Origin of the sequence: Burkholderia sp. Ac-20353 (assembly GCF_017104785.1) — a bacterium.
Lineage (GTDB): Bacteria > Pseudomonadota > Gammaproteobacteria > Burkholderiales > Burkholderiaceae > Burkholderia.
In genome coordinates, this window is record NZ_JAAGPL010000072.1 from 18,975 (window position 1) to 40,048 (window position 21,074).

Annotated in this window: 22 protein-coding genes; 12 read left to right on the forward strand and 10 right to left on the reverse strand. The window is 67.6% G+C overall.

Annotated features, from left to right (window positions below; translation table 11 throughout):
- Positions 1 to 38 precede the first annotated feature (38 nt).
- Complete coding sequence (locus tag G3N94_RS21015) at positions 39 to 920, reverse strand: pirin family protein (RefSeq protein WP_205794500.1); 882 nt, start codon at positions 918 to 920, stop codon at positions 39 to 41.
- Positions 921 to 1,116: 196 nt separating this feature from the next.
- On the opposite strand from G3N94_RS21015, the gene G3N94_RS21020 reads away from it, so the two are divergent.
- A complete protein-coding gene (locus tag G3N94_RS21020) occupies positions 1,117 to 1,995 on the forward strand; it encodes an EamA family transporter (protein WP_205794518.1) in 879 nt (292 codons plus the stop codon).
- Positions 1,996 to 2,050: 55 nt separating this feature from the next.
- On the opposite strand, the gene G3N94_RS21025 is transcribed toward G3N94_RS21020, so the two are convergent.
- Positions 2,051 to 3,619, reverse strand: coding sequence for an N-acetylmuramoyl-L-alanine amidase (locus tag G3N94_RS21025; protein WP_205794501.1), 1,569 nt, complete (start codon positions 3,617 to 3,619; stop codon positions 2,051 to 2,053).
- Complete coding sequence (tsaE, locus tag G3N94_RS21030) at positions 3,601 to 4,155, reverse strand: tRNA (adenosine(37)-N6)-threonylcarbamoyltransferase complex ATPase subunit type 1 TsaE (RefSeq protein WP_205794502.1); 555 nt, start codon at positions 4,153 to 4,155, stop codon at positions 3,601 to 3,603. The genes G3N94_RS21025 and tsaE overlap by 19 nt, the downstream gene beginning before the upstream one ends.
- Positions 4,156 to 4,172: 17 nt before the next feature.
- On the opposite strand from tsaE, the gene queG reads away from it, so the two are divergent.
- The 3 genes from queG (at position 4,173) to xerD (ending at position 6,950) form a co-directional block, all read left to right on the forward strand.
- On the forward strand, positions 4,173 to 5,411 hold the full coding sequence (gene queG, locus G3N94_RS21035) for a tRNA epoxyqueuosine(34) reductase QueG (RefSeq protein ID WP_205794503.1): 1,239 nt from the start codon (positions 4,173 to 4,175) through the stop codon (positions 5,409 to 5,411).
- Between the two features lie 121 nt (positions 5,412 to 5,532).
- The gene (locus tag G3N94_RS21040; protein WP_205794504.1) at positions 5,533 to 6,003 is read left to right on the forward strand and encodes a methylated-DNA--[protein]-cysteine S-methyltransferase; all 471 of its coding nucleotides are present in this window, start codon (positions 5,533 to 5,535) and stop codon (positions 6,001 to 6,003) included.
- Entirely contained in the window at positions 6,000 to 6,950 is a 951-nt protein-coding gene (gene xerD / locus G3N94_RS21045) for a site-specific tyrosine recombinase XerD (protein ID WP_205794505.1), read from the forward strand. Before G3N94_RS21040 ends, xerD begins: the two co-directional genes overlap by 4 nt.
- A 24-nt stretch (positions 6,951 to 6,974) precedes the next feature.
- Here the strand turns inward: xerD and G3N94_RS21050 are convergent, their stop codons facing one another.
- On the reverse strand, positions 6,975 to 8,537 hold the full coding sequence (locus tag G3N94_RS21050) for an AMP-binding protein (RefSeq protein ID WP_205794506.1): 1,563 nt from the start codon (positions 8,535 to 8,537) through the stop codon (positions 6,975 to 6,977).
- Positions 8,538 to 8,656: 119 nt separating this feature from the next.
- Between G3N94_RS21050 and ybaK the strand changes: the two genes are divergently transcribed.
- Both ybaK and plsY read left to right on the forward strand, forming a co-directional pair.
- On the forward strand, positions 8,657 to 9,148 hold the full coding sequence (gene ybaK, locus G3N94_RS21055) for a Cys-tRNA(Pro) deacylase (RefSeq protein WP_205794507.1): 492 nt from the start codon (positions 8,657 to 8,659) through the stop codon (positions 9,146 to 9,148).
- Between the two features lie 134 nt (positions 9,149 to 9,282).
- The gene (plsY, locus tag G3N94_RS21060) at positions 9,283 to 9,921 is read left to right on the forward strand and encodes a glycerol-3-phosphate 1-O-acyltransferase PlsY (RefSeq protein ID WP_205794508.1); all 639 of its coding nucleotides are present in this window, start codon (positions 9,283 to 9,285) and stop codon (positions 9,919 to 9,921) included.
- A 110-nt stretch (positions 9,922 to 10,031) separates the two neighbouring features.
- On the opposite strand, the gene G3N94_RS21065 is transcribed toward plsY, so the two are convergent.
- Positions 10,032 to 10,517 (reverse strand): YajQ family cyclic di-GMP-binding protein, encoded by a 486-nt coding sequence (locus G3N94_RS21065; protein WP_124598263.1) that lies wholly within the window; start codon positions 10,515 to 10,517, stop codon positions 10,032 to 10,034.
- Positions 10,518 to 10,663: 146 nt separating this feature from the next.
- Between G3N94_RS21065 and murB the strand changes: the two genes are divergently transcribed.
- The 3 genes from murB to G3N94_RS21080 all read left to right on the forward strand — a co-directional run bounded on the left by murB (position 10,664) and on the right by G3N94_RS21080 (position 13,315).
- Complete coding sequence (murB, locus tag G3N94_RS21070) at positions 10,664 to 11,713, forward strand: UDP-N-acetylmuramate dehydrogenase (protein ID WP_205794509.1); 1,050 nt, start codon at positions 10,664 to 10,666, stop codon at positions 11,711 to 11,713.
- Between the two features lie 139 nt (positions 11,714 to 11,852).
- Positions 11,853 to 12,236 (forward strand): metalloregulator ArsR/SmtB family transcription factor, encoded by a 384-nt coding sequence (locus G3N94_RS21075; protein WP_124598293.1) that lies wholly within the window; start codon positions 11,853 to 11,855, stop codon positions 12,234 to 12,236.
- On the forward strand, positions 12,233 to 13,315 hold the full coding sequence (locus G3N94_RS21080; protein WP_205794510.1) for an SRPBCC domain-containing protein: 1,083 nt from the start codon (positions 12,233 to 12,235) through the stop codon (positions 13,313 to 13,315). The genes G3N94_RS21075 and G3N94_RS21080 overlap by 4 nt, the downstream gene beginning before the upstream one ends.
- Positions 13,316 to 13,442: 127 nt before the next feature.
- Here the strand turns inward: G3N94_RS21080 and argF are convergent, their stop codons facing one another.
- On the reverse strand, positions 13,443 to 14,372 hold the full coding sequence (gene argF / locus G3N94_RS21085) for an ornithine carbamoyltransferase (RefSeq protein WP_205794511.1): 930 nt from the start codon (positions 14,370 to 14,372) through the stop codon (positions 13,443 to 13,445).
- 411 nt (positions 14,373 to 14,783) lie between these two features.
- Between argF and G3N94_RS21090 the strand changes: the two genes are divergently transcribed.
- The gene (locus G3N94_RS21090; protein WP_124598267.1) at positions 14,784 to 15,107 is read left to right on the forward strand and encodes a DUF3579 domain-containing protein; all 324 of its coding nucleotides are present in this window, start codon (positions 14,784 to 14,786) and stop codon (positions 15,105 to 15,107) included.
- A gap of 152 nt (positions 15,108 to 15,259) precedes the next feature.
- On the opposite strand, the gene rpsT is transcribed toward G3N94_RS21090, so the two are convergent.
- Positions 15,260 to 15,532 (reverse strand): 30S ribosomal protein S20, encoded by a 273-nt coding sequence (gene rpsT, locus G3N94_RS21095; RefSeq protein WP_039368270.1) that lies wholly within the window; start codon positions 15,530 to 15,532, stop codon positions 15,260 to 15,262.
- A gap of 301 nt (positions 15,533 to 15,833) precedes the next feature.
- On the opposite strand from rpsT, the gene murJ reads away from it, so the two are divergent.
- Both murJ and G3N94_RS21105 read left to right on the forward strand, forming a co-directional pair.
- Positions 15,834 to 17,384, forward strand: coding sequence for a murein biosynthesis integral membrane protein MurJ (murJ, locus tag G3N94_RS21100; protein ID WP_205794512.1), 1,551 nt, complete (start codon positions 15,834 to 15,836; stop codon positions 17,382 to 17,384).
- Positions 17,384 to 18,238, forward strand: a complete 855-nt coding sequence (locus G3N94_RS21105) for a tetratricopeptide repeat protein (RefSeq protein ID WP_205794513.1) — start codon at positions 17,384 to 17,386, stop codon at positions 18,236 to 18,238. The genes murJ and G3N94_RS21105 overlap by 1 nt, the downstream gene beginning before the upstream one ends.
- Positions 18,239 to 18,350: 112 nt before the next feature.
- On the opposite strand, the gene G3N94_RS21110 is transcribed toward G3N94_RS21105, so the two are convergent.
- From G3N94_RS21110 to kdsB, 3 genes are all read right to left on the reverse strand, one after another.
- On the reverse strand, positions 18,351 to 19,109 hold the full coding sequence (locus G3N94_RS21110) for a 3-hydroxyacyl-CoA dehydrogenase (RefSeq protein ID WP_205794514.1): 759 nt from the start codon (positions 19,107 to 19,109) through the stop codon (positions 18,351 to 18,353).
- 260 nt (positions 19,110 to 19,369) lie between these two features.
- The gene (gene adk / locus G3N94_RS21115) at positions 19,370 to 20,032 is read right to left on the reverse strand and encodes an adenylate kinase (protein ID WP_205794515.1); all 663 of its coding nucleotides are present in this window, start codon (positions 20,030 to 20,032) and stop codon (positions 19,370 to 19,372) included.
- A gap of 206 nt (positions 20,033 to 20,238) precedes the next feature.
- On the reverse strand, positions 20,239 to 21,030 hold the full coding sequence (gene kdsB, locus G3N94_RS21120) for a 3-deoxy-manno-octulosonate cytidylyltransferase (RefSeq protein ID WP_205794519.1): 792 nt from the start codon (positions 21,028 to 21,030) through the stop codon (positions 20,239 to 20,241).
- Between the last annotated feature and the right edge of the window lie 44 nt (positions 21,031 to 21,074).

The following is a 21,074-nucleotide window of genomic DNA, read 5'->3' on the forward strand; positions in this document are numbered from 1 at the left end:
TTCGGATGTCGTCAGGGTGGGGGCGGCACGCGCGTTTTTCAACGCGGCTTGCGCTCGGGCAGCGGGATCCACTCGGTCTCGCCGGGCACCTTGCCCATTTCCTGTCGTGTCCAGGCTTCCTTGGCGCGCTCGATCGCATCGCGGCTGCTCGCGACGAAGTTCCAGTCGATGAAGTGCTCGCCTTCGAGCCGGTCGCCGCCGAGCAGCATCACGCGTGCGCCGGCGCCGCTCGTCAGCGTGACGGTCGCGCCCGGCGCGAGCACGGCCATCTGCATGGGGTCGAGCGGCGTGCCGTCGATCGCGAGGTCGCCGTCGACGAGATAGACCGCGCGCTCGTCGTGCGACGCGTCGAGCACGAGGCGGCCGCCGTCCGTGAATTCCGCAGCGACGTAGAGCGTGCGCGAGAACGTCGTGACGGGTGAGCGCAGGCCGAACGCGTCGCCGGCGATCACCGTCAGCGACACGCCGTCCTCGGTGCGTTTCGGCAGTGTCGCGGCTTCATGGTGCTCGAACGACGGCTCGTCGGTTTCATGCGCAAGCGGCAGCGCGACCCAGGTCTGGATTCCGTGCACGGTGTGGCCGCGCTCGCGCAGCGCGTCGGGCGTGCGTTCGGAGTGGACGATGCCGCGCCCGGCCGTCATCCAGTTGACGTCGCCGGGCACGATCTCCTGCAGCGAGCCGAGGCTGTCGCGGTGCAGGATCGCGCCGTCGAACAGATAGGTGACGGTCGCGAGCCCGATATGCGGATGCGGGCGCACGTCGAGGCCCGTGCCGGCCGGCAGCGTCGCGGGGCCCATGTGATCGAAGAAGATGAACGGGCCGACGAGGCGCGCGGCGAGCGCGGGCAGCGTGCGGCGCACCTGCAGGTTGCCGATGTCGCGGATATGCGGTTTCAGCAGCGCTTTGATGGAATCGGTCATGACAGGTCCTGTCGAGGCTCCGGAGATCCCGGTCATTGTACTGGCGCGCGGTCCGCTGCGCGTGACGCGACGTGAGGCTTTCGCGTCGCAACGGTGCCGGCCCCGATTCCATGCCGTGCGCGCGGGAATCCGGGTTGCCCGTCAAACGCCGGTACACTGACCGCCTTCAGAAAAACAGATAGAGGAGACGGAGATGATGGCGCCGAAGGACCTGCTGCTGGCATTGGTCGTGATCCTGGCGTGGGGCGTGAATTTCGTCGTGATCAAGGTCGGTCTGCACGGGATGCCGCCGATGCTGCTCGGCGCGCTGCGCTTCACGCTCGCCGCGGTGCCGGCCGTGTTCTTCGTGCGCCGGCCGCAGATTTCGTGGCGGTTGCTCGTGCTGTACGGCGCGACGATCCAGCTCGGCCAGTTCGTGTTCCTGTTCACCGCGATGTACGTCGGGATGCCGGCCGGCCTCGCGTCGCTCGTGCTGCAGTCGCAGGCGTTTTTCACGCTCGTGTTCGCGATGGTGTTCCTCGGCGAGCGGCTGCGCGTGCAGAACCTGATCGGGCTCGCGATCGCCGCGGGCGGGCTCGTCGTGATCGCGTCGCAGGGCGGCCGCGCGATGACGCTCGCCGGCTTCCTGCTGACGATCTGCTCGGCCGCGATGTGGGCGTTCGGCAACATCGTGACGAAGAAGGTGGGGCAGGCGAACCTCGTGTCGCTCGTTGTATGGGCGAGCCTCGTGCCGCCGGTGCCGTTCTTCCTGCTGTCGCTCGGGTTCGAGGGGCCGCAGCGGATCGCGGCCGCGCTCGGCGCACTGACGGGCGCGTCGATCTTCGCGGTCGTCTATCTCGCGTTCGTCGCGACGCTGCTCGGTTACGGGTTGTGGAGCCACCTGCTGTCGCGCTATCCGGCCGCGCAGGTCGCGCAGTTTTCGCTGCTGGTGCCGATCGTCGGCCTTGCGTCGTCGGCCCTGCTGCTCGACGAACACCTGACGCGCGCGCAGATGAGCGGTGCGGCGCTCGTGATGGGCGGGCTCGCGGTGAACGTGTTCGGCGGCAGGCTGGTGCGCCGCTTCGCGGCGTCGTGACCGCGCGCGCCGGCCGCGATGCATGCGGCGCGGCGCGCGGCAGAGGCGGCGGCCGTCAGGCCATCCGGTTCTTCGCGAGCGGCGGGTTCGCCGCGAAATAGCGCTTGATGCCGCGGAAGATCGCATCGGCCATCTGGTCGCGATAGCTGTCGTCGTTGAGCCTGCGCTCCTCGTCCGGATTGCTGATGAACGCGGTCTCGACGAGGATCGACGGGATGTCGGGCGCCTTCAGCACCGCGAACCCCGCCTGTTCGACCGAGCCCTTGTGCAGCTTGTTGATGCCGCCGACTTCCTTCAGCACGTAGTTGCCGTAGCGCAGCGAATCGCGGATCTGCGCGGTCGTCGACATGTCGAACAGCGCGCGGCTCACGGCTGCGTCCTGGGTCTTGATGTTGATCCCGCCGATCAGGTCCGACGCGTTCTCCTTGTTCGCGAGCCAGCGGGCCGCGGCGCTCGACGCGCCGTGGTCCGACAGCGCGAACACCGACGAGCCGCTCGCGGACGGCGTCGTGAACGCGTCCGCGTGGATCGACACGAACAGGTCCGCGCCGACGCGGCGCGCCTTCTGCACGCGCACGTTGAGGGGCACGAAGAAGTCCGCGTCGCGCGTCATCATCGCGCGCATGTTCGGCGCCGCGTCGATCTTCGCGCGCAGCTTCTTCGCGACGTCGAGCGCGATGTGCTTCTCGTAGGTGCCGCCGCCGCCGATCGCGCCCGGATCCTCGCCGCCGTGGCCCGGATCGATCGCGACCGTCAGCAGGCGCACGGTGCCGCCCTTGCCGGCGCCTTTGCCAGTATTCGGCGCGGTGAACTTGTAGGTGTCGTCGCCTTCGTCGTCGTCGTCCTTGCGCGCGATGACGGCCGGTGGCTTGACCGCGGGCTTCGTCGATGCGGCCGGTGCTGCCGGAGCTGCCGTTGCGCCGCCGGTCGCCGCAGGCGGCGTGTGCGGCGCGGGCGTGCCCGGGCTGTTCTGCGCGAAGCGCTGGAAGAACGCGTCGCTGTTGTCGTGGCTCGCGACGGGCGGCGGCGTCGGACCGCTCAGCGCGGTCGGCGGCTGCACCTGCTGCGCGCGCGTCGCTTCGTTGAGCTGCTGTTCCTTGCGTTCCGTCTGCGCGATCAGGTCGGTCAGCGGATCGGGTGCGACGGCCGGATAGAGGTCGAACACGAGCCGGTACTTGTACGTGCCGACGGGCGGCAGCGTGAACACCTGCGGCTTCACCGAACCCTTCAGGTCGAACACCATCCGCACGACGTGCGGCTGATACTGGCCGACGCGCACCGACTGGATCTGCGGATCGTTCGGCGCGATCTTCGACACGAGGTCGCGCAGCGCCTGGTCGAGGTCGAGCCCGTCCAGGTCGACGACGAGCCGGTCCGGACCCTGCAGCAGGTGTTGGGTATTCTGCAGCGGCTGGTCGGATTCGATCGTCACGCGCGTGTAATCGCGCGCGGGCCACACCCGCACACCGAGCACCGACGATGCAAGCGCGAGCCGCGGCACCGCGAGGCCGAGCACGAGCGTCGATGCGCCTGCGCACAGGATCTGCCGGCGCCGCCAGTTATGCGTCGCGGTGGCCGCCGATTCGATCGAGCGGAACGGTTTGATCAACATCTTTCGAGACATGCCTTTCCTGAAGCGCTGTACGCGCGGACGGTGAGGGCGCGGCCGTCGCCGTCCACGTCGAGCGAGAAGACCAGATCGGGCACGCCGAGCAGCGTACCCGCCTGTTGCGGCCATTCGACGAGGCAAATCGCGCTAGAGTTGAAATATTCGCGAAAGCCGGCGTCGGACCATTCGGCCGGATCGTTGAAACGATACAGATCGAAGTGATAGACCTCGAGTTCCCCATCGTCGCGTTCGAGCGCATACGGCTCGACGAGCGTGTAGGTCGGGCTGCGCACGCGGCCGCGATGGCCGAGGCCGCGCAGGATCGCGCGCACGAGGGACGTCTTGCCCGCGCCGAGGTCGCCGTCGAGCTGGATCTGCAGGCCGTCGAACGCATGCGCGCGGGTCAGTTCGACGCGGGCTGCATCGAGCGCAAGCGCGAAGCGCGCGCCGAAGGCCTCGGTCGCCGCTGCGTCGGCGAGCGCGAACACGCGTTCCGCGAGCGGGGCGGGCAGCGTGGCGGCATGAGACGTATGGCTTGGCGTGGCTGGCATTCTCGTAAAATAGTGCGATGAACCGATTACCGGAACTCGCCGCATCCGATCTGCCCTCGACACATGACGAAGGCGCGACGCCGTGCGTGCTCGACGATGCGGCGTTGACTGCGCTCGCCGCGCGCATCAGGGCGTGGGGGCGCGAATTGGGTTTCGGGGCGATCGGCATCAGCGATACCGATCTCTCGGATGCCGAAGCGGGGCTCGCCGCCTGGCTGGAAGCCGGTTGCCACGGCGAGATGGATTATATGGCGAAACATGGGATGAAACGCGCGCGGCCGGCCGAACTTGTGGCCGGTACGCGACGCGTGATCTCCGCGCGTCTCGCGTATCTGCCGGCCGAAACGCTCGCGAACGACGTGCCGGACGACCCGCATCCCGGCACCGCCGCGCCGCGCGACTGGCGCGCGCGCGAACTGGCCCGGCTCGACGATCCGCAGGCCGCCGTCGTGTCGATCTATGCGCGCGGCCGCGACTATCACAAGGTGCTGCGCAACCGCCTGCAGACGCTTGCCGAGCGCATCGAGCGCGAGATCGGCGCGTTCGGCTATCGCGTGTTCACCGATTCGGCGCCCGTGCTCGAGGTCGAACTCGCGCAGAAGGCGGGGGTCGGCTGGCGCGGCAAGCATACGCTGCTGCTGCAGCGCGACGCCGGTTCGCTGTTCTTCCTCGGCGAGATCTACGTCGACATTCCGCTGCCGACCGATGCGCAGACCGCGCCCGATACGGCCCCCGAAACGCCGGGCGCACATTGCGGAAGCTGCACGCGCTGCCTCGCGGCGTGCCCGACCGGCGCGATCGTTGCGCCGTATCGCGTCGATGCGCGGCGCTGCATCTCGTACCTGACGATCGAACTGAAAGGCAGCATCCCGGAATCGCTGCGGCCGATGATCGGCAACCGCGTGTACGGCTGCGACGACTGCCAGCTCGTGTGCCCGTGGAACAAGTTCGCGCAGGCCGCGCCCGTCGCCGATTTCGACGTGCGGCACGGGCTCGATCGCGCGACGCTCGTCGAGTTGTTCGGCTGGAGCGCCGATGAGTTCGACACGCGGATGCAGGGCAGCGCGATCCGGCGCATCGGCTACGCGTGCTGGTTGCGCAATCTCGCGGTCGGGCTCGGCAATGCGCTGCGCGCGCCGGCGGAGCGGCTTGCGCCAGACGCGCGCGATGCGATCGTCGCCGCATTGCGCGCGCGTGCGGACGACCCGTCGCCGCTCGTGCGCGAGCACGTGGAATGGGCGCTGCGGGCAGCATGAAGGGAGCGTACAGTGGCGGTGCGGTGCGGTGCGGTGCGGTGCGGGCGGACAACTGCCCGTGGTTCTTTTCGGATTGTTCAGATTGGTATAGGGCCGGAGTGCGAAGCATGAGGAGGCAGCAATGTTCAACGCAGTGATCGATGCTCCGTTCGGCAAGGTCGGCATACGCACGGATGGGTCGGTGGTGCGCGAGATCGTCTATCTGCCCGAATCGGTGAAGTGCGTCGATCCCGATACGCCGCTCGCGACGCGCGCGGTCGAGCAGATCGAGCGCTATTTCGGGCGCGCGTCGGCGCGCTTCGACCTGCCGCTCGCCGACGTCGGCACCGCGTTCCAGCACCGCGTGTGGGACGCGATCTGCGAGATCCCGCCCGGCACCGTGCTGACGTATGGCCAGGTCGCGAAGCAGATCGGCAGTGCGCCGCGCGCAGTCGGCCAGGCGTGCGGCGCGAACTATTTCCCGCTGGTGATCCCGTGCCACCGCGTCGTCGCATCGGGCGGCATTGGCGGCTTTGCGAACCATGACGGCGACGGCTACTTCCTGAAGGTGAAGCGCTGGCTGCTCGCGCACGAAGGCGTGCCGTACCAATGAGCGATTCGCTGCTTTCCCCGGAAACCGCCCGCGACACGGCCGAGGCTTCGCCCGCGCTGCTCGCGAGCCGCGCGTCGATCGACGTGTTCTGCGATGCGTTGTGGCTCGAACACGGTCTCGCGCGCAATACGCTCGATGCATACCGACGCGATCTGACTCTGTTTTCGCAGTGGCTCGCGGCGACCCACGACGCGTCGCTCGATGTCGTGAGCGAAGCGATGGTCGAGGGTTACATCGCCGCGCGCAGCGACGGCAAGGCGACGTCGTCGAACCGGCGGTTGTCGGTGTTCCGTCGCTATTACGGCTGGGCCATGCGCGAGCACCGCGCGAATGCGGACCCGACGCTGCGTGTCACGTCCGCGAAGCAGGGCGCGCGCTTTCCGTCGACGCTGTCCGAAGCGCAGGTCGAGGCGCTGCTCGGCGCACCGGACATCGACACGCCGCTCGGCCTGCGCGACCGCACGATGCTCGAGCTGATGTATGCGAGCGGGTTGCGTGTGAGCGAGCTCGTGACGCTGAAGACCGTCGAAGTGGGGCTCAACGAAGGTGTCGTGCGCGTGATGGGCAAGGGCTCGAAGGAGCGGCTCGTGCCGTTCGGGGAGGTCGCGCACGGCTGGATCGAGCGCTACCTGCGCAACGCGCGGCCCGCGCTGCTCGGCGCGCGCGCGGCCGACGCGCTGTTCGTCACCGCGCGCGGCGACGGGATGACGCGCCAGCAGTTCTGGAACATCATCAAGCGCCACGCGCAGCGGGCCGACGTGCGCGCGCACCTGTCGCCGCACACGCTGCGGCACGCGTTCGCGACGCACCTGCTGAACCACGGCGCGGACTTGCGCGTCGTGCAACTGCTGCTCGGCCACAGCGACATCTCGACGACGCAGATCTATACGCACGTCGCGCGCGAGCGCCTGAGAACGCTGCACGCGCATCACCACCCGCGCGGATAGCGCGCGGGAGCGCGGCCGCGTGCGTCACGCGAGGTCGCGCAGCTTGTGCTTGAGCACCTTGCCGGTCGACGCGGCCGGCAGCGCGTCGAGCACGCGGATGCGCGCGGGCCGCTTGTACGGCGCGAGCCGCGCTGCGCACCAGTCGTGCAACGCGGCTTCGGTGGCCGCCGCGCCCGGCACCAGCTCGACGAACGCGAGCACTTCCTCGTTGCCTTCGACCGCGCGGCCGACGACGGCCGCCTGCACGACGTCCGGATGCGCGTTCAGCACCTGCTCGACCTCGACCGGATACACGTTGAACCCCGAGCGGATGATCAGCTCCTTGCTGCGTCCGGCGATCGTCACCGCGCCGTCGGCATCCTGCCGCGCGAGGTCGCCCGTCTTCAGCCAGCCGTCCGGCGTGACGGCCGCGCGCGTCGCGTCCGCATTGCGGTAATAGCCGAGCATCACGTTCGGCCCGCGCACCTGGATCTCGCCGACTTCGCCCTGCGGCACGTCACGGCCGTCCGGCCCGACGATCCGCATCGCGACGCCTGGAATCGCCGTGCCGACCGAGCAGTCGCCGCGCGGCGCATCGAGCGGCGTCTGCGTGATCGTGGGGCTGCACTCGGTCATTCCGTAGCCGTTGTGCAGCGGCACGCCATAGATCCGTTCGACGCGCGCTTTCAGGTCGGCGTCGAGCGGCGACCCGCCCGAATAGGCGAACCGCAGGCGCGGCGCGTGCCATGCGTGGCCGTGCGTGCGCAGGTGTTCGAGCAGCTTCGCGTGCATCGCGGGCACGCCCTGGAAGATCGTGATGCCTTCGTCGGCGAGCGCCACGCGCACGGCCTCCGGCGAGAAGCGCGGCGCGAGGCGCAAGGTCGCGCCCGCATACAGGCTGCCGAGGCAGACCGACGCGAGGCCATAGACATGCGACACCGGCAGCACCGTGTAGACGACGTCGTCGGTCGACACGCGGCGCAGCGTGCTCGACGTCGCCGCAATGAACAGCAGGTTGCGGTGCGACAGCATCACGCCCTTCGGCGTGCCGGTGGTGCCGGTCGTGTAGATCAGTGCCGCGCATTGCGCGGCGCCATCGGCGGCGACCGGTTCGCCGGGCGCGTCCGCATCGATGTGGTACGACCACGCGCCGATGTCGATCGCGAGCCCGGGCGCCGGGCTCGCGTGGTGCCGGGCCGCGTGTGCGCGTGCGTCCGGCGATGCGTCGTCGGTGAACGCGATCAGCTTCGGGCGCGCATGCGCGGCAATCGCATCGAGTTCGGCAACCGACAGCCGCGCGTTCGACATGAGCGCCCACGCGTCGAGCCTCGCCGCCGCGAACAGCAGCACGATCTGCGCGACGCAGTTTTCCGCGACGATCATCATGCGGTCGCCGCCGTGCACGCCGAGGCCCGCGAGTTGCGCGGCGGCCGCGTCGACCGCCTGCGACAGGTCGCGATACGACAGGCGGCGCGCGTCCTCGATCAGCGCCGGATGATCGGGCGCGCGAGCGGCCCAGTGTGCGGGGACGTCGGCGATGCGGCCAGGCAGCGCGGCCAGCAGTGCGTCGACGTCGAGCGGCGCCAGGGGGCGATTGGACTGGGGCATGGCGTCTCCAGAAAATGGGCCGGCGGGCGGGGCGATGTGACGGAAAAACGGGCCGCGAGTATACCGCCGGCGGGCGGACCCGGTACGCGTCGCCAGCCGTTCCCCATTAGAATGCCGCCATGAGCAAATCCAGACACGTGTCCGAAACACCCGCGACCCAGCTGCTGCGCCGCCACGGCGTTGAGTTCGGCGAGCATCCGTATGACTACGTCGAGCACGGTGGCACCGGTGAATCCGCGCGTCAGCTCGGCGTCGACGAGCACATCGTCGTGAAGACGCTCGTGATGGAGGACGAACATGCGAAACCGTTGATCGTGCTGATGCACGGCGATCGCACGGTGTCGACGAAGAACCTCGCGCGGCAGATCGGCGTGAAGCGCGTCGAACCGTGCAAGCCGGAGGTCGCGAACCGCCATTCGGGCTATCTCGTCGGCGGCACGTCGCCGTTCGGCACCCGCAAGGCGATGCCCGTGTTCGTCGAGTCGACGATCCTCGAGCTGCCGACGATCTACCTGAACGGCGGCCGCCGCGGCTATCTCGTCAGCATCGCGCCGGCCGTGCTGGCGACGCTGCTCGACGCGAAGCCCGTGCAATGCGCGAGCGTCGACTGAGGGTTTCACCTTCGTGGCAGTGCGCGCCGCTTCGGTAGAATGAGCGCCGCTTCGGCTTGCCGTCACGGTGTTGCCGGCATTTTGCGGCCGTGCAGTTGCCCGTCCATCGATACGTACAAAGAAGAGTCTTCCGCATGCAGATCCTGCTCGCCACCCTCGTTGCCTACCTGGTCGGCTCGGTGTCGTTTGCCGTCGTCGTCAGCGCCGCGATGGGCCTGGCCGATCCCCGCTCGTACGGGTCGAAGAATCCCGGCGCCACCAACGTGCTGCGCAGCGGCAACAAGAAGGCGGCGATCCTGACGCTCGTCGGCGACGCGTTCAAGGGCTGGATCGCGGTCTGGCTCGCGCGGCGCTTCGGCCTGCCCGACGTCGCGATCGCGTGCGTCGCGATCGCCGTGTTCCTCGGTCACCTGTATCCGGTGTTCTTCCGCTTCAAGGGCGGCAAGGGCGTCGCAACCGCGGCCGGCGTACTGCTCGCCGTGCATCCGGTGCTCGGTCTCGCGACCGCGCTGACCTGGCTCATCATCGCGTTCTTCTTCCGCTACTCGTCGCTCGCGGCGCTCGTCGCGGCGGTGTTCGCGCCGCTGTTCGACGTGTTCCTGTTCGGCACGCAGCACAACCCCGTCGCATGGGCGGTGCTCGCGATGAGCGTGCTGCTCGTGTGGCGTCACCGCAGCAACATCGCGAAGTTGCTCGCGGGGCAGGAAAGCCGGATCGGCGACAAGAAGAAGGCGGCCGCGAACGGCAACGCGCAGGACGGCGGGAAAGCCTGACGTAGCAGGCCGAAACCGGTCAAAGCAGGCCGAAACAGGCTAAAGCGGGCCAAAGCGGCTGAAGCGGCGCGCCGGGCGCATTGCGCAGCCCGGCGGCATCACGCGATCGATCAGTCGCGGAAGTTGTTGAAGTCGAGCGGGGTGTCGGTCACGTCCTTGCGCAGCATCGCGATCACGCTCTGCAGGTCGTCGCGCTTGGTACCCGACACGCGCACCGCGTCGCCCTGGATGCTCGCCTGCACCTTGATCTTGCTGTCCTTCACGAGCCGCACGATCTTCTTCGCGAGATCGCCCGTCACGCCCTTCTTGACGGTCACGACCTGCTTGACCTTGTCGCCGCCGATCTTCTCGACCTTGCCGTAGTCGAGGAAGCGCACGTCGACGTTGCGCTTGGCCAGCTTGTTGATCAGCACGTCCTTGACCTGGCCGAGCTTGAAGTCGTCGTCGGCGAACAGCGTCAGCTCGCGTTCCTTTTGCTCGACGCGTGCGTCGGACCCCTTGAAGTCGAAGCGCGTCGAAATTTCCTTGTTCGACTGCTCGATGGCGTTCTTCACTTCGATCATGTTCGCTTCGCTGACGACGTCGAACGATGGCATGGCTTTCTCCCTGTAAAACGCGCGTGCCCGGCTTGCGCGCGGGCACTCGCTATAATTGCGGACTGTTTGCCATTCTACCGATGCCCCTTCGTTTGCCCAAGGCCGGCCGCACGCCGCCGGGCAGGTCCGGGCACGTCCGACCGCGATTGCCGATGCTTCCTGCCGACTCCACCCTGACGCTGCTTTCCGACTATCCGCTCGCCGCGCACAACACGTTCGGCTTCGACGTGAACGCGCGGTTTGCAGCGCGCGTGACGCACGCGGACCAGTTCGCGGCGCTGCATCGCGACGCACGTGTCGCGAATTTGCCGCGGCTGGTGCTCGGCGGTGGCAGCAACGTCGTATTCACGCGCGACTTCGACGGCCTCGTGCTGCTCGACGAGATCGCCGGCCGCCGGGTCGTGCGCGACGACGACGACGCGTGGTACGTCGAGGCAGGCGGCGGCGAAAACTGGCACGCGTTCGTCGCGTGGACACTCGAGCACGGGATGCCGGGCCTCGAGAACCTCGCGCTGATCCCCGGCACGGTCGGCGCCGCGCCGATCCAGAACATCGGCGCGTACGGGCTCGAAATGAAGACGTATTTCGATTCGCTCGTCGCCGTCGAGCTCGCGACCGGGCGCAGCGAACGCTTCGATGCCGCGCGCTGCGCGTTCGGCTATCGCGACAGCTTCTTCAAGCGGGAGGGCCGCGCGCAGTTCGCGATCGTGTCGGTGACGTTCCGGCTGCCGAAGCGCTGGACGCCGCGGCTCGGCTATGCGGACGTCACGCGCGAACTCGACGCGTGCGGCATCGCGCAGGCGGCGGCGACGCCGCGCGACGTGTTCGAGGCCGTGGTCGCGATCCGCCGCGCGAAGCTGCCCGATCCGCTTGCGCTCGGCAACGCGGGCAGCTTCTTCAAGAATCCGGTGATCGATGCCGCGCAGTTCGACGCGCTGCGCGCGCGTGCGCCGGACGTCGTGTCGTATCCGCAGCCGGACGGGCAGGTGAAGCTCGCGGCCGGCTGGCTGATCGACCGCAGCGGATGGAAGGGGCGCGCACTCGGCGCCGCGGCCGTGCACGACCGCCAGGCGCTGGTGCTCGTCAATCGCGGCGGCGCGACGGGCGCGGACGTGATCGCGCTCGCCCGCGCGATCCAGCGCGACGTGTTCGCGAAGTTCGGCGTCGAGCTGGAGCCGGAGCCGGTGTGTCTGTGAGCCGGGCCGTGTCGCCTGCATAACGGCGGCGCGCGCGGATGCCGCTCCGTGCTGCCGTTAATCCGTCCCCAAAAATCGTTGCGTTCGCCGCACACACTTCGTCCTTGACTCTCATTTAACCTTGAAGTTAAATGAGAACATGCGATCCCCATCCGATTCCCTGTCCGCGGTGTTCGCCGCACTGGCCGACCCGACCCGCCGCGCGATCCTGGTGCGGCTGGCCGACGGCGCGGCGCCCGTCAGCGAGCTGGCCCGGCCGTTCGACATCTCCGCGCCGGCGATTTCGAAGCACCTGCGCGTGCTGTCCGACGCCGGACTGATCGAACGGGAAGTCGATGCGCGCTGGCGGATCTGCCGGCTGCGTGCCGACGGGATGCGCGATGCGCACGGCTGGCTCGAAACCTATCGCCAGTTCTGGGAAGACAGTCTCGATCGTCTGAAGGTGTTCGTCGAACAGTCGGGCGCGGAGCGCGACGCCGGCGACGCCTGTCCACCCGCTCCGTCCCCGGAGGAGAAGCCATGAGTCAAGCAGCGACGTTTCATCTGGAAATGGACCGCTTTATCCGCGCGCCGCGCGAACGCGTGTTTGACGCGTTCACCAGCGAGACCGCGCTGGCGGCCTGGCATTGCCCGCGCGGGATGAGTGTGGTCGAAGCGAGCGCCGACGCACGGGTCGGCGGCAAGTACCGGATCGTGATGGGCGGGCGCGACGGCTCGCGGCACATCGCGGGCGGCGAATACCAGAAGGTCGACCGCGTCGATTTCCTGGCCTATACGTGGGCGTGGGAGGCGGGCGCGATGCCGCCCGAGCTCAAGACGCTGATCGAGGTCACGCTCACCGACCAGGACGGCGGCACGCACCTGCACATGCGTCACAGTGGTTTTCCGAGCGAGCAGGAGCGCGATTCGCACCTGGGCGGCTGGCAGTCGGTGTTCAACCGGCTCAGCGACCTGCTGGACCCGGAAGGCAGCGCGGGAACGGTGCGCGTGTTCGGCGATCCGCGCAGCACGTATGTCCGCACGGTGCGGATGGCGCTCGCGGAGAAGGGCGTCGCGTACACGCTCGAATCGCTGCCGCCGCATTCGCCGGAAGTGCTCGCACACAACCCGTTCGGCCGCATTCCGGCATTCAGCGACGGGCCGATCGGGTTCTACGAAACCCGGGCGATCCTCGGCTACCTTGACGAGGCGTTCGACGGCCCGAGCCTGCTGCCGCAATGGGGCGTGACCGCGCACGCGCGCGGCGAGCAGTGGATCAGCCTGATCAATTGCCATGCGTACGACGCGATGGTGCGCCGCTATGTGCTGCAGTACGTGTTCCCGAAGGGCGAGAACGGCCAGCCCGATCACGCGGTGATCGATGGGGCGCTGCCCGACATCGACAAGCATCTGCAGGTGTTCGACGCGGCGTACGGCAATCGCGACTATCTGGTTGGCTCGGCGCTGTCGATGGCGGACCTGTTCCTTGCGCCGATTCTCGCTTATGTCGGCATGTTCCCCGAGGGCGCCGAGCTGTTGAAGAAGTATCGGAACATCGAGCGCGCGCAGGCGGCGATGCGGGCGCGGCCGAGCTTCGCCGCCACGCAGCCGGTGATGGGCTGACGCGAAGCCGCTCGACGCGTGCGTCGAAGCCGGCGGGCAAATGAAAAATGCGTGAAAAAGCGCCGATCGTCGATCGGCGCTCTTCTTCGTCAGTCAGTGCGTGGACGGAGCCCGGGCAGTGCCGATGTCAGTGCTTCAGCCGGCCGAGCAGCAGGAATTCCATCAGCGCCTTCTGCACGTGCAGGCGGTTTTCCGCCTCGTCCCAGACGACGCTCTGCGGGCCGTCGATCACGCCGGCCGTCACTTCCTCGCCGCGGTGTGCGGGCAGGCAGTGCATGAAGAGGGCATCGGGGCTCGCGTGGCCCATCATCTCCTCGTCGACGCACCAGTCCGCGAACGCCTGCATGCGCGCGTCGTTCTCGGCCTCGAAGCCCATGCTCGTCCACACGTCGGTCGTCACGAGATCGGCGCCCTTGCACGCGTCGTTCGGATCGTCGACGACTTCATAGAACGGCGCGCTTTCCGGCGCGACGAGCTTCATGTCGAGCGCATAGCCGGGCGGCGTCGACAGGCGCAGCTTGAAGCCGAGGATCTGCGCGGCCTGGATCCACGTGTACAGCATGTTGTTCGCGTCGCCGACCCATGCGACCGTCTTGCCGCGAATCGGGCCGCGATGCTCGTAGTACGTGAAGATGTCGGCGAGCACCTGGCACGGATGGTATTCGTTGGTCAGGCCGTTGATCACCGGCACGCGGGAGTTTTCCGCGAAGCGCTGGATGATCTCCTGCTCGAACGTGCGGATCATGATGATGTCGACCATCCGCGAGATCACCTGCGCGGAGTCCTCGACCGGCTCGCCGCGGCCGAGCTGCGTGTCGCGGGTGCTCATGAAGACGGCGTGGCCGCCGAGCTGGAAGATCCCGGCCTCGAACGACAGGCGCGTGCGCGTCGAACTCTTCTCGAAGATCATCGCGAGCGTGCGGTCGTGCAGCGGGTGGTAGGTCTCGTAATTCTTGAACTTGCGCTTCAGGATTCCCGTGCGTTCGAGCACGTACTCGTAGTCTTCGAGCGAGAAATCCTTGAACTGCAGGTAGTGACGAATGGTTTTGGCGGTCATGAAACGAAATGCGGCGGGTTCTACCCGGCCGCCGGGGCCGGACGGCGCCACCGTCGGATGTGGATAACTTCAAAGCAGCATAAAGGATTTTCTGTGCTTTGACGAGCCAGGCCAGATAACGGGGATGGATTGCCGCGTGCGCCCGACGGTGGCGGAGCAGGGGGCGCGAGACGACGCGCGATGGCGCGCTGCGGTATAATTCACAAGTTTTCTCCAGCCCGGCAGGCAAGCCTCACTCGCGCGCTGCCGGACACAAGCTGTGCGCTGCACAAAACCGGTGCGGCGTGCCGGGAAGCGTGCCGTCCCCCGCCTGCGGGTGCGCGCGGACGTCACCGGCGTCATGCCTGCTTTGTGTTTGCGTGTCCAGGCGCCGTTGCCTGCGCATCGCCGGGTTGTCACTTGGGTAACCACATGGCTGAAACCCCTCCGACCGAATACTTCATCCAGGGCATCACGAAAGATGGCAAAAAATTTCGCCCGAGCGACTGGTCGGAGCGTCTTGCGGGTGTGATGTCCTGTTTCGGGCCGGGAGCAAGCGGGCCGAACGCCAGGCTCAAGTATTCGCTGTACGTGCGTCCGACGATGCTCGGCGACACCAAATGCGTGATTCTCGATTCCCGTCTGCGCGACGTCGAACCGATGGCGTTCGATTTCGTGATGAACTTCGCGAAGGACAACCACCTCGTCGTCACCGAGGCATGCGAATTGCCCGACTACGCAAACAACAAGAGCTGAGCTGCCGGGCGAGGGCGCCTGCCGCGCCCGTCCGGTTCATGCCGTCACGGCCACGCCGGTGGCGGACGATGCAACGCAAAAAAGCCCGCGAATGCGGGCTTTTTGTCGATCGCAGGAAACAGGAGCGCCCGCGTGAGGCGGGCACACCGGAGTTACGCTGCTGCCTGCAGGCCCTTGACGGCTGCGGCGAGGCGGCTCTTGCTGCGAGCGGCCTTGTTCTTGTGAACGATCTTCTTGTCGGCGATCGTGTCGATCGTCTTGACGGCAGACTTGAACAGCTCTGCAGCCTTTGCCTGGTCGCCGGCGTCGACAGCCTTGCGAACGGCCTTGATCGCGGTACGGAATTTCGAGCGCAGCGCCGAGTTGTGCGAGTTTGCCTTCGCGGCCTGGCGGGCGCGCTTGCGTGCTTGTGCGGAGTTAGCCATGACGGTTCCTTATCCTGTCCTGTTTCCAGAGCTTGGAGCCTGACGGCCAAGCGCTGTTTTTCGATCCGTCCCCTGAGAACGATTGCCCAGGGGCGCAAAAAAAACGTTGGTTTTATCCGAGGCCCGGACACGGAAACGGCAGGTGCCGCGCATGTAACAGGCTCAGAAACGGGCGATTATAGCAACAAAATCAAGCGTGTGGCAAGTTCGGCGTCGGATGCGGGAGCGGGCGGGTGTCTCGGGCGTCCTTTTCCGCGATCGGCCGTGCCGCGCCACGCAACGTCCGTATAATAAGCGCCCCATGAATCTATTCCGAGCCCTGCTGACGGTCAGCGGCTTCACGCTGCTGTCGCGCGTGACCGGACTGGCCCGTGAGACGCTGATCGCCCGTGCGTTCGGCGCCAGTCAATATACTGACGCGTTCTACGTCGCGTTCCGCATACCGAACCTGCTGCGCCGCCTGTCCGCGGAAGGCGCGTTCTCGCAGGCGTTCGTGCCGATCCTTGCCGAGTTCAAGAACCAGCAGGGGCACGACGCGACGAAGGCGCTCGTCGACGCGATGTCGACCGTGCTTGCGTGGGCGCTCGCCGCGCTGTCGGTCGTCGGCATCGTCGGCGCGACGTGGGTCGTGTTCGCGGTCGCGTCCGGCTTGCGCACCGACGGCCAGGCGTTTCCGCTTGCGGTCACGATGACGCGCATCATGTTCCCGTACATCGTGTTCATCTCGCTGACGACGCTCGCGTCCGGCGTGCTGAACACGTACAAGAGCTTTTCGCTGCCCGCATTCGCGCCGGTGCTGCTCAACGTCGCGTTCATCGTCGCGGCCGTGTTCGTCGCGCCGCACCTGAAAGTGCCCGTGTATGCGCTCGCGTGGGCGGTGATCGCGGGCGGGGTGCTGCAGTTCATCGTGCAGATGCCCGGCCTGAAGAAGATCGACATGGTGCCGCTGATCGGCGTCAATCCGGTGCGTGCGCTGCGCCATCCGGGCGTGAAGCGCGTGCTCGCGAAGATGGTGCCCGCGACCTTCGCGGTGTCGGTCGCGCAGCTGTCGCTGATCATCAACACCAACATCGCGTCGCGGCTCGGGCAGGGCGCGGTGTCGTGGATCAACTATGCTGACCGGCTGATGGAGTTCCCGACCGCGCTGCTCGGCGTCGCGCTCGGCACGATCCTGCTGCCGAGCCTGTCGAAGGCGCACGTCGACGCGGATGCGACCGAGTACTCGGCGCTGCTCGACTGGGGGCTGCGCGTCACGTTCCTGCTCGCCGCGCCGAGCGCGCTCGCGCTGTTCTTCTTCGCCGAGCCGCTCACCGCGACGCTGTTCAACTACGGCAAGTTCGATGCGCATACCGTCACGATGGTCGCGCGCGCGCTCGCGACCTACGGGATCGGGCTGGTCGGCATCATCCTGATCAAGATCCTCGCGCCGGGCTTCTATGCGAAGCAGGACATCAAGACGCCGGTGAAGATCGCGATCGGCGTGCTCGTCGTCACCCAGTTGTCGAACTACGTGTTCGTGCCGCTGATCGGCCACGCGGGCCTCACGCTCAGCATCGGCGTCGGCGCGTGCCTGAACTCGCTGCTGCTGTTCATCGGCCTGCGTCGGCGCGGCATCTACCAGCCGTCGGAGGGCTGGCTGCGCTTCTTCACGCAGCTCGTCGGCGCGGCGCTCGTGCTCGCCGGCACGATGCACTGGTTCGCGGTCAACTTCGACTGGACCGGGCTGCGCGTGCAGCCGCTCGCGCGTATCGCGCTGATGGCCGCGTGCCTCGTGCTGTTCGCTGCACTATATTTCGGTATGTTGTCGGTGATGGGCTTCAAATACGCTTACTTCAGAAGGCGCGCCAAGTGATGACCGCAAAGACCCGGGTCCTGGATTACTTCAGTACGCTCGTTGCGGAAGACGACAGCCTGCCGGTCACCGAGGCCGCGCTGTCGCTTGCGCAGGATGCTTACCCGGATCTCGACCTGCAGGGCACGCTCGCCGAGCTCGACATGCTCGCCGCGCGGCTGCGCCGGCGATTCGCCGCCGACGCGGGCCTGAAAGACCGGATCGCTGCGCTGAACGAGTTCTTCTTCCGCGAGCTCGGCTTCGCCTGCAATCACAACGACTACTACGATCCCGACAACAGCCACCTGAACGTCGTGCTGAGGCGGCGGCGCGGGATCCCGATCTCGCTGTCGGTGCTGTATATCGAGCTGGCCGAGCAGATTGGCGTGCCGGCGCGCGGCGTGTCGTTTCCCGGCCATTTCCTGCTGCGCGTCACGCTGTCGGACGGCGACCTGATCATCGATCCGACCAACGGCCATTCGCTGTCCGAAGCCGAGATGGTCGAGATGCTGGAGCCGTACGTCGCGCGTGCGGCCGGCGCGGTGGACAGTGCGTTGCGCGCGCTGCTGCAGCCGGCGACGAGCCGCGAGATCATCGCGCGGATGCTGCGCAACCTGAAGACGATCTATCTGCAGACGGAACGCTGGCAGCGGCTGCTCGCGGTGCAGCAGCGGCTCGTGATCCTGCTGCCGGACCAGCTCGACGAGGTGCGCGACCGCGGCTTCGCGTATGCGCGGCTCGACTACCTGCGGCCGGCGCTCGAGGATCTCGAGCAGTATCTGGGCGAGCGGCCCGACGCGGAAGACGCGACGGTCGTCGAGTCGCAGGTGACCGAATTGCGGCAGCGAATGCAGCGCGGCGACGAAGACGACTGAGCGCGCGTTCCAGCGCTTCCCGTGCCGGATACGCCGGATACGCCGGATACGAAATGCCCGCCCTGCGCAGTGTGCGCGTGGCGGGCATTTTTTCAGCTGCGCGCCGCGTGGGTCATTTCGGCTGCATCCGGATTGCGCCGTCGAGGCGGATCACCTCGCCGTTGAGCATCGGGTTCTCGACGATCTGCCGGACCAGCATCGCGTATTCGGCCGGCTTGCCGAGCCTTGGCGGGAACGGCACCATCGCGCCGAGTGCGTGCTGCACGTCCTTCGGCATGCCGAGCAGCATCGGCGTCTCGAACAGGCCGGGTGCGATCGTCATCACGCGGATGCCGCTGCGCGACAGGTCGCGCGCGATCGGCAGCGTCATGCCGGCGACGCCGGCCTTCGACGCCGCATACGCGGCCTGGCCGATCTGGCCGTCGAACGCCGCGACCGACGCGGTGCTGATCACCACGCCGCGCTCGCCTTCCGCGTTCGGCTCGTTCGCGGCCATCGCGACGGCGGCAATGCGGATCATGTTGAACGTGCCGACGAGATTTACGCTGATCGTCTTCGCGAACACGTCGAGCGGATGCGCGCCGTCCTTGCCGATGGTCTTCGCGGCGGGCGCGATGCCCGCGCAGTTCACGAGGCCGCGCAGCGTGCCGGTGCGCGTCGCCGCGTCGACCGCGGCCTGCGCATCGTCCTCGCGCGCGACGTCGCACCGGACGAACACGCCGCCGAGCTCGCGCGCGAGCGCTTCGCCGGCCTCCTGGTTAAGGTCGGCGAGCACGACCTTGCCGCCTTCCTGCGCGAGCATCCGCGCGGTGCCGGCGCCGAGCCCCGATGCGCCCCCGGTGATCAGAAAGACGTTTCCGCGAATCTCCATGACTGTCTCCTGTCGGCGAAACCAGGCGCCGCGGCACCTGGTCTGGTCCCATGAAAAGCTGCTGGTACGTGCTGGTGTGTAGGGCCGGCGACCTGCGTGCGTGCGGCGGGCAGGGCCGGACGGGTTCGAGCCAGTCGATTGTACGGGGCGCGCTCGTGTGCCGGTACAACGCGAACGCGCGTGCGGATCGGTTGCAGGCGGGCTGCATGCGAAAAAAAACCGCCCGGGACGGGCGGTTTTTTCGAGACCGAATGCGATGCTTACTTCAGCGCATCGAACGCACGGTCGCGGATCTCGTCGACGGCGCCGAGACCGGAGATCTTCCGGTATTGCGGCGCCTTCAGGCCGTTCTCCTCGCCACGCTGCGCCCAGTCGCCGTAGTAGGTGATGAGCGGCTTGGTCTGCGCTTCGTACACTTCGAGACGCTTCTTGACAGTTTCTTCCTTGTCGTCGTCGCGCTGGATCAGCGGTTCGCCCGTGACGTCGTCGATGCCTTCGACCTTCGGCGGGTTGAACTTGACGTGATAGGTGCGGCCCGATGCCGGATGCGTACGGCGGCCGCTCATGCGCTCGATGATTTCCGAGAACGGCACGTCGATTTCGAGCACGTAGTCGATCGCGACGCCGGCATCCTTCATTGCGTCGGCCTGCGCGATCGTGCGCGGGAAACCGTCGAACAGGTAGCCGTTCGCGCAATCCGCTTCCTTCAGGCGTTCCTTGACGAGGCCGATGATCAGCTCGTCCGGGACGAGCTTGCCGGCGTCCATGAAGCCCTTCGCTTCGACGCCGAGCGGCGTGCCGGCCTTCACGGCCGCGCGCAGCATGTCACCCGTCGAGATCTGCGGGATGCCGAATTTTTCCTTGATGAAATTTGCCTGGGTGCCCTTTCCCGCGCCGGGCGCGCCCAACAGGATCAAACGCATGGTGATATCTCCAGTATGTAGATTCGTATGGCGAGGCTCGAAGGCGTCGGCGACGAAGTGCGCAGCAGCTTGCCTGGCACGCGGCGGACCGGTCTGACGCGGCGCGTCGGCTCAGCGACGCGCGGCTGCCGGCAGGGCCGCGGCGGGGTCAAGCGGGCACGCGCGGATCGCGGACGGCTCGCACAATCGCCTGATTATGCCACGGGTTATTTTGATTCCGACCGAAAAAGGGCCTGCACGCGTGCGAGATCGGCCGGCGTGTCGATGCCGGCCTCCGGCGCGCGCCCGGTGATCAGCACGGCAATCCGTTCGCCGTGCCACATCGCGCGCAGCTGTTCGAGCTGCTCGGCCTGCTCGATCGGCGCCTGCGCGAGCGACGGATACGTGCGCAGGAAACGCGCGCGATACGCATAAAGGCCGATGTGCCGATACACGGGAAACGCCGGCGCGGGCATGGCCGACACGTCGGGCCAGTGCGGCTGGTATGCGTCGCGGCTCCACGGAATCGGCGCGCGCGAGAAGTACAGCGCGACGCCCTGCGCGTCGAGCGCGACCTTCACGATATTCGGGTTGAACACGTCGGCCGCCGCGTGGATCGGATGCGCGGCAGTCGCGATCGCGCACGCCGGATGCGCGGCGAGGTGCGACGCTACGTCGCGGACCAGCTCGGGGTCGATCAGCGGCTCGTCGCCCTGCACGTTGACGACGACCGTGTCGTCGCTCCAGCCGAACGCGGCCGCGACTTCGGCGAGCCGGTCGGTGCCGGACGGATGGTCGGCGCGCGTGAGCACCGCGTCGTAGCCGTGGTCGCGCGCGGCGTCGAGCACGCTCTGCGCATCGGATGCGACGAGCACCTGCTGCGCGCCCGCTTCGCGTGCCCGTTCGGCGACGCGCACGACCATCGGCTTGCCGCCGAGATCGGCGAGCGGCTTGTTCGGAAGCCGGGTCGACGCGAGCCGGGCGGGAATGACGGCGATGAAGGGCTGCGGGTGAGTCATCGGACAGGCGAAGCGTATGAGGAAGCGGCGCACGCGCGTGCGTG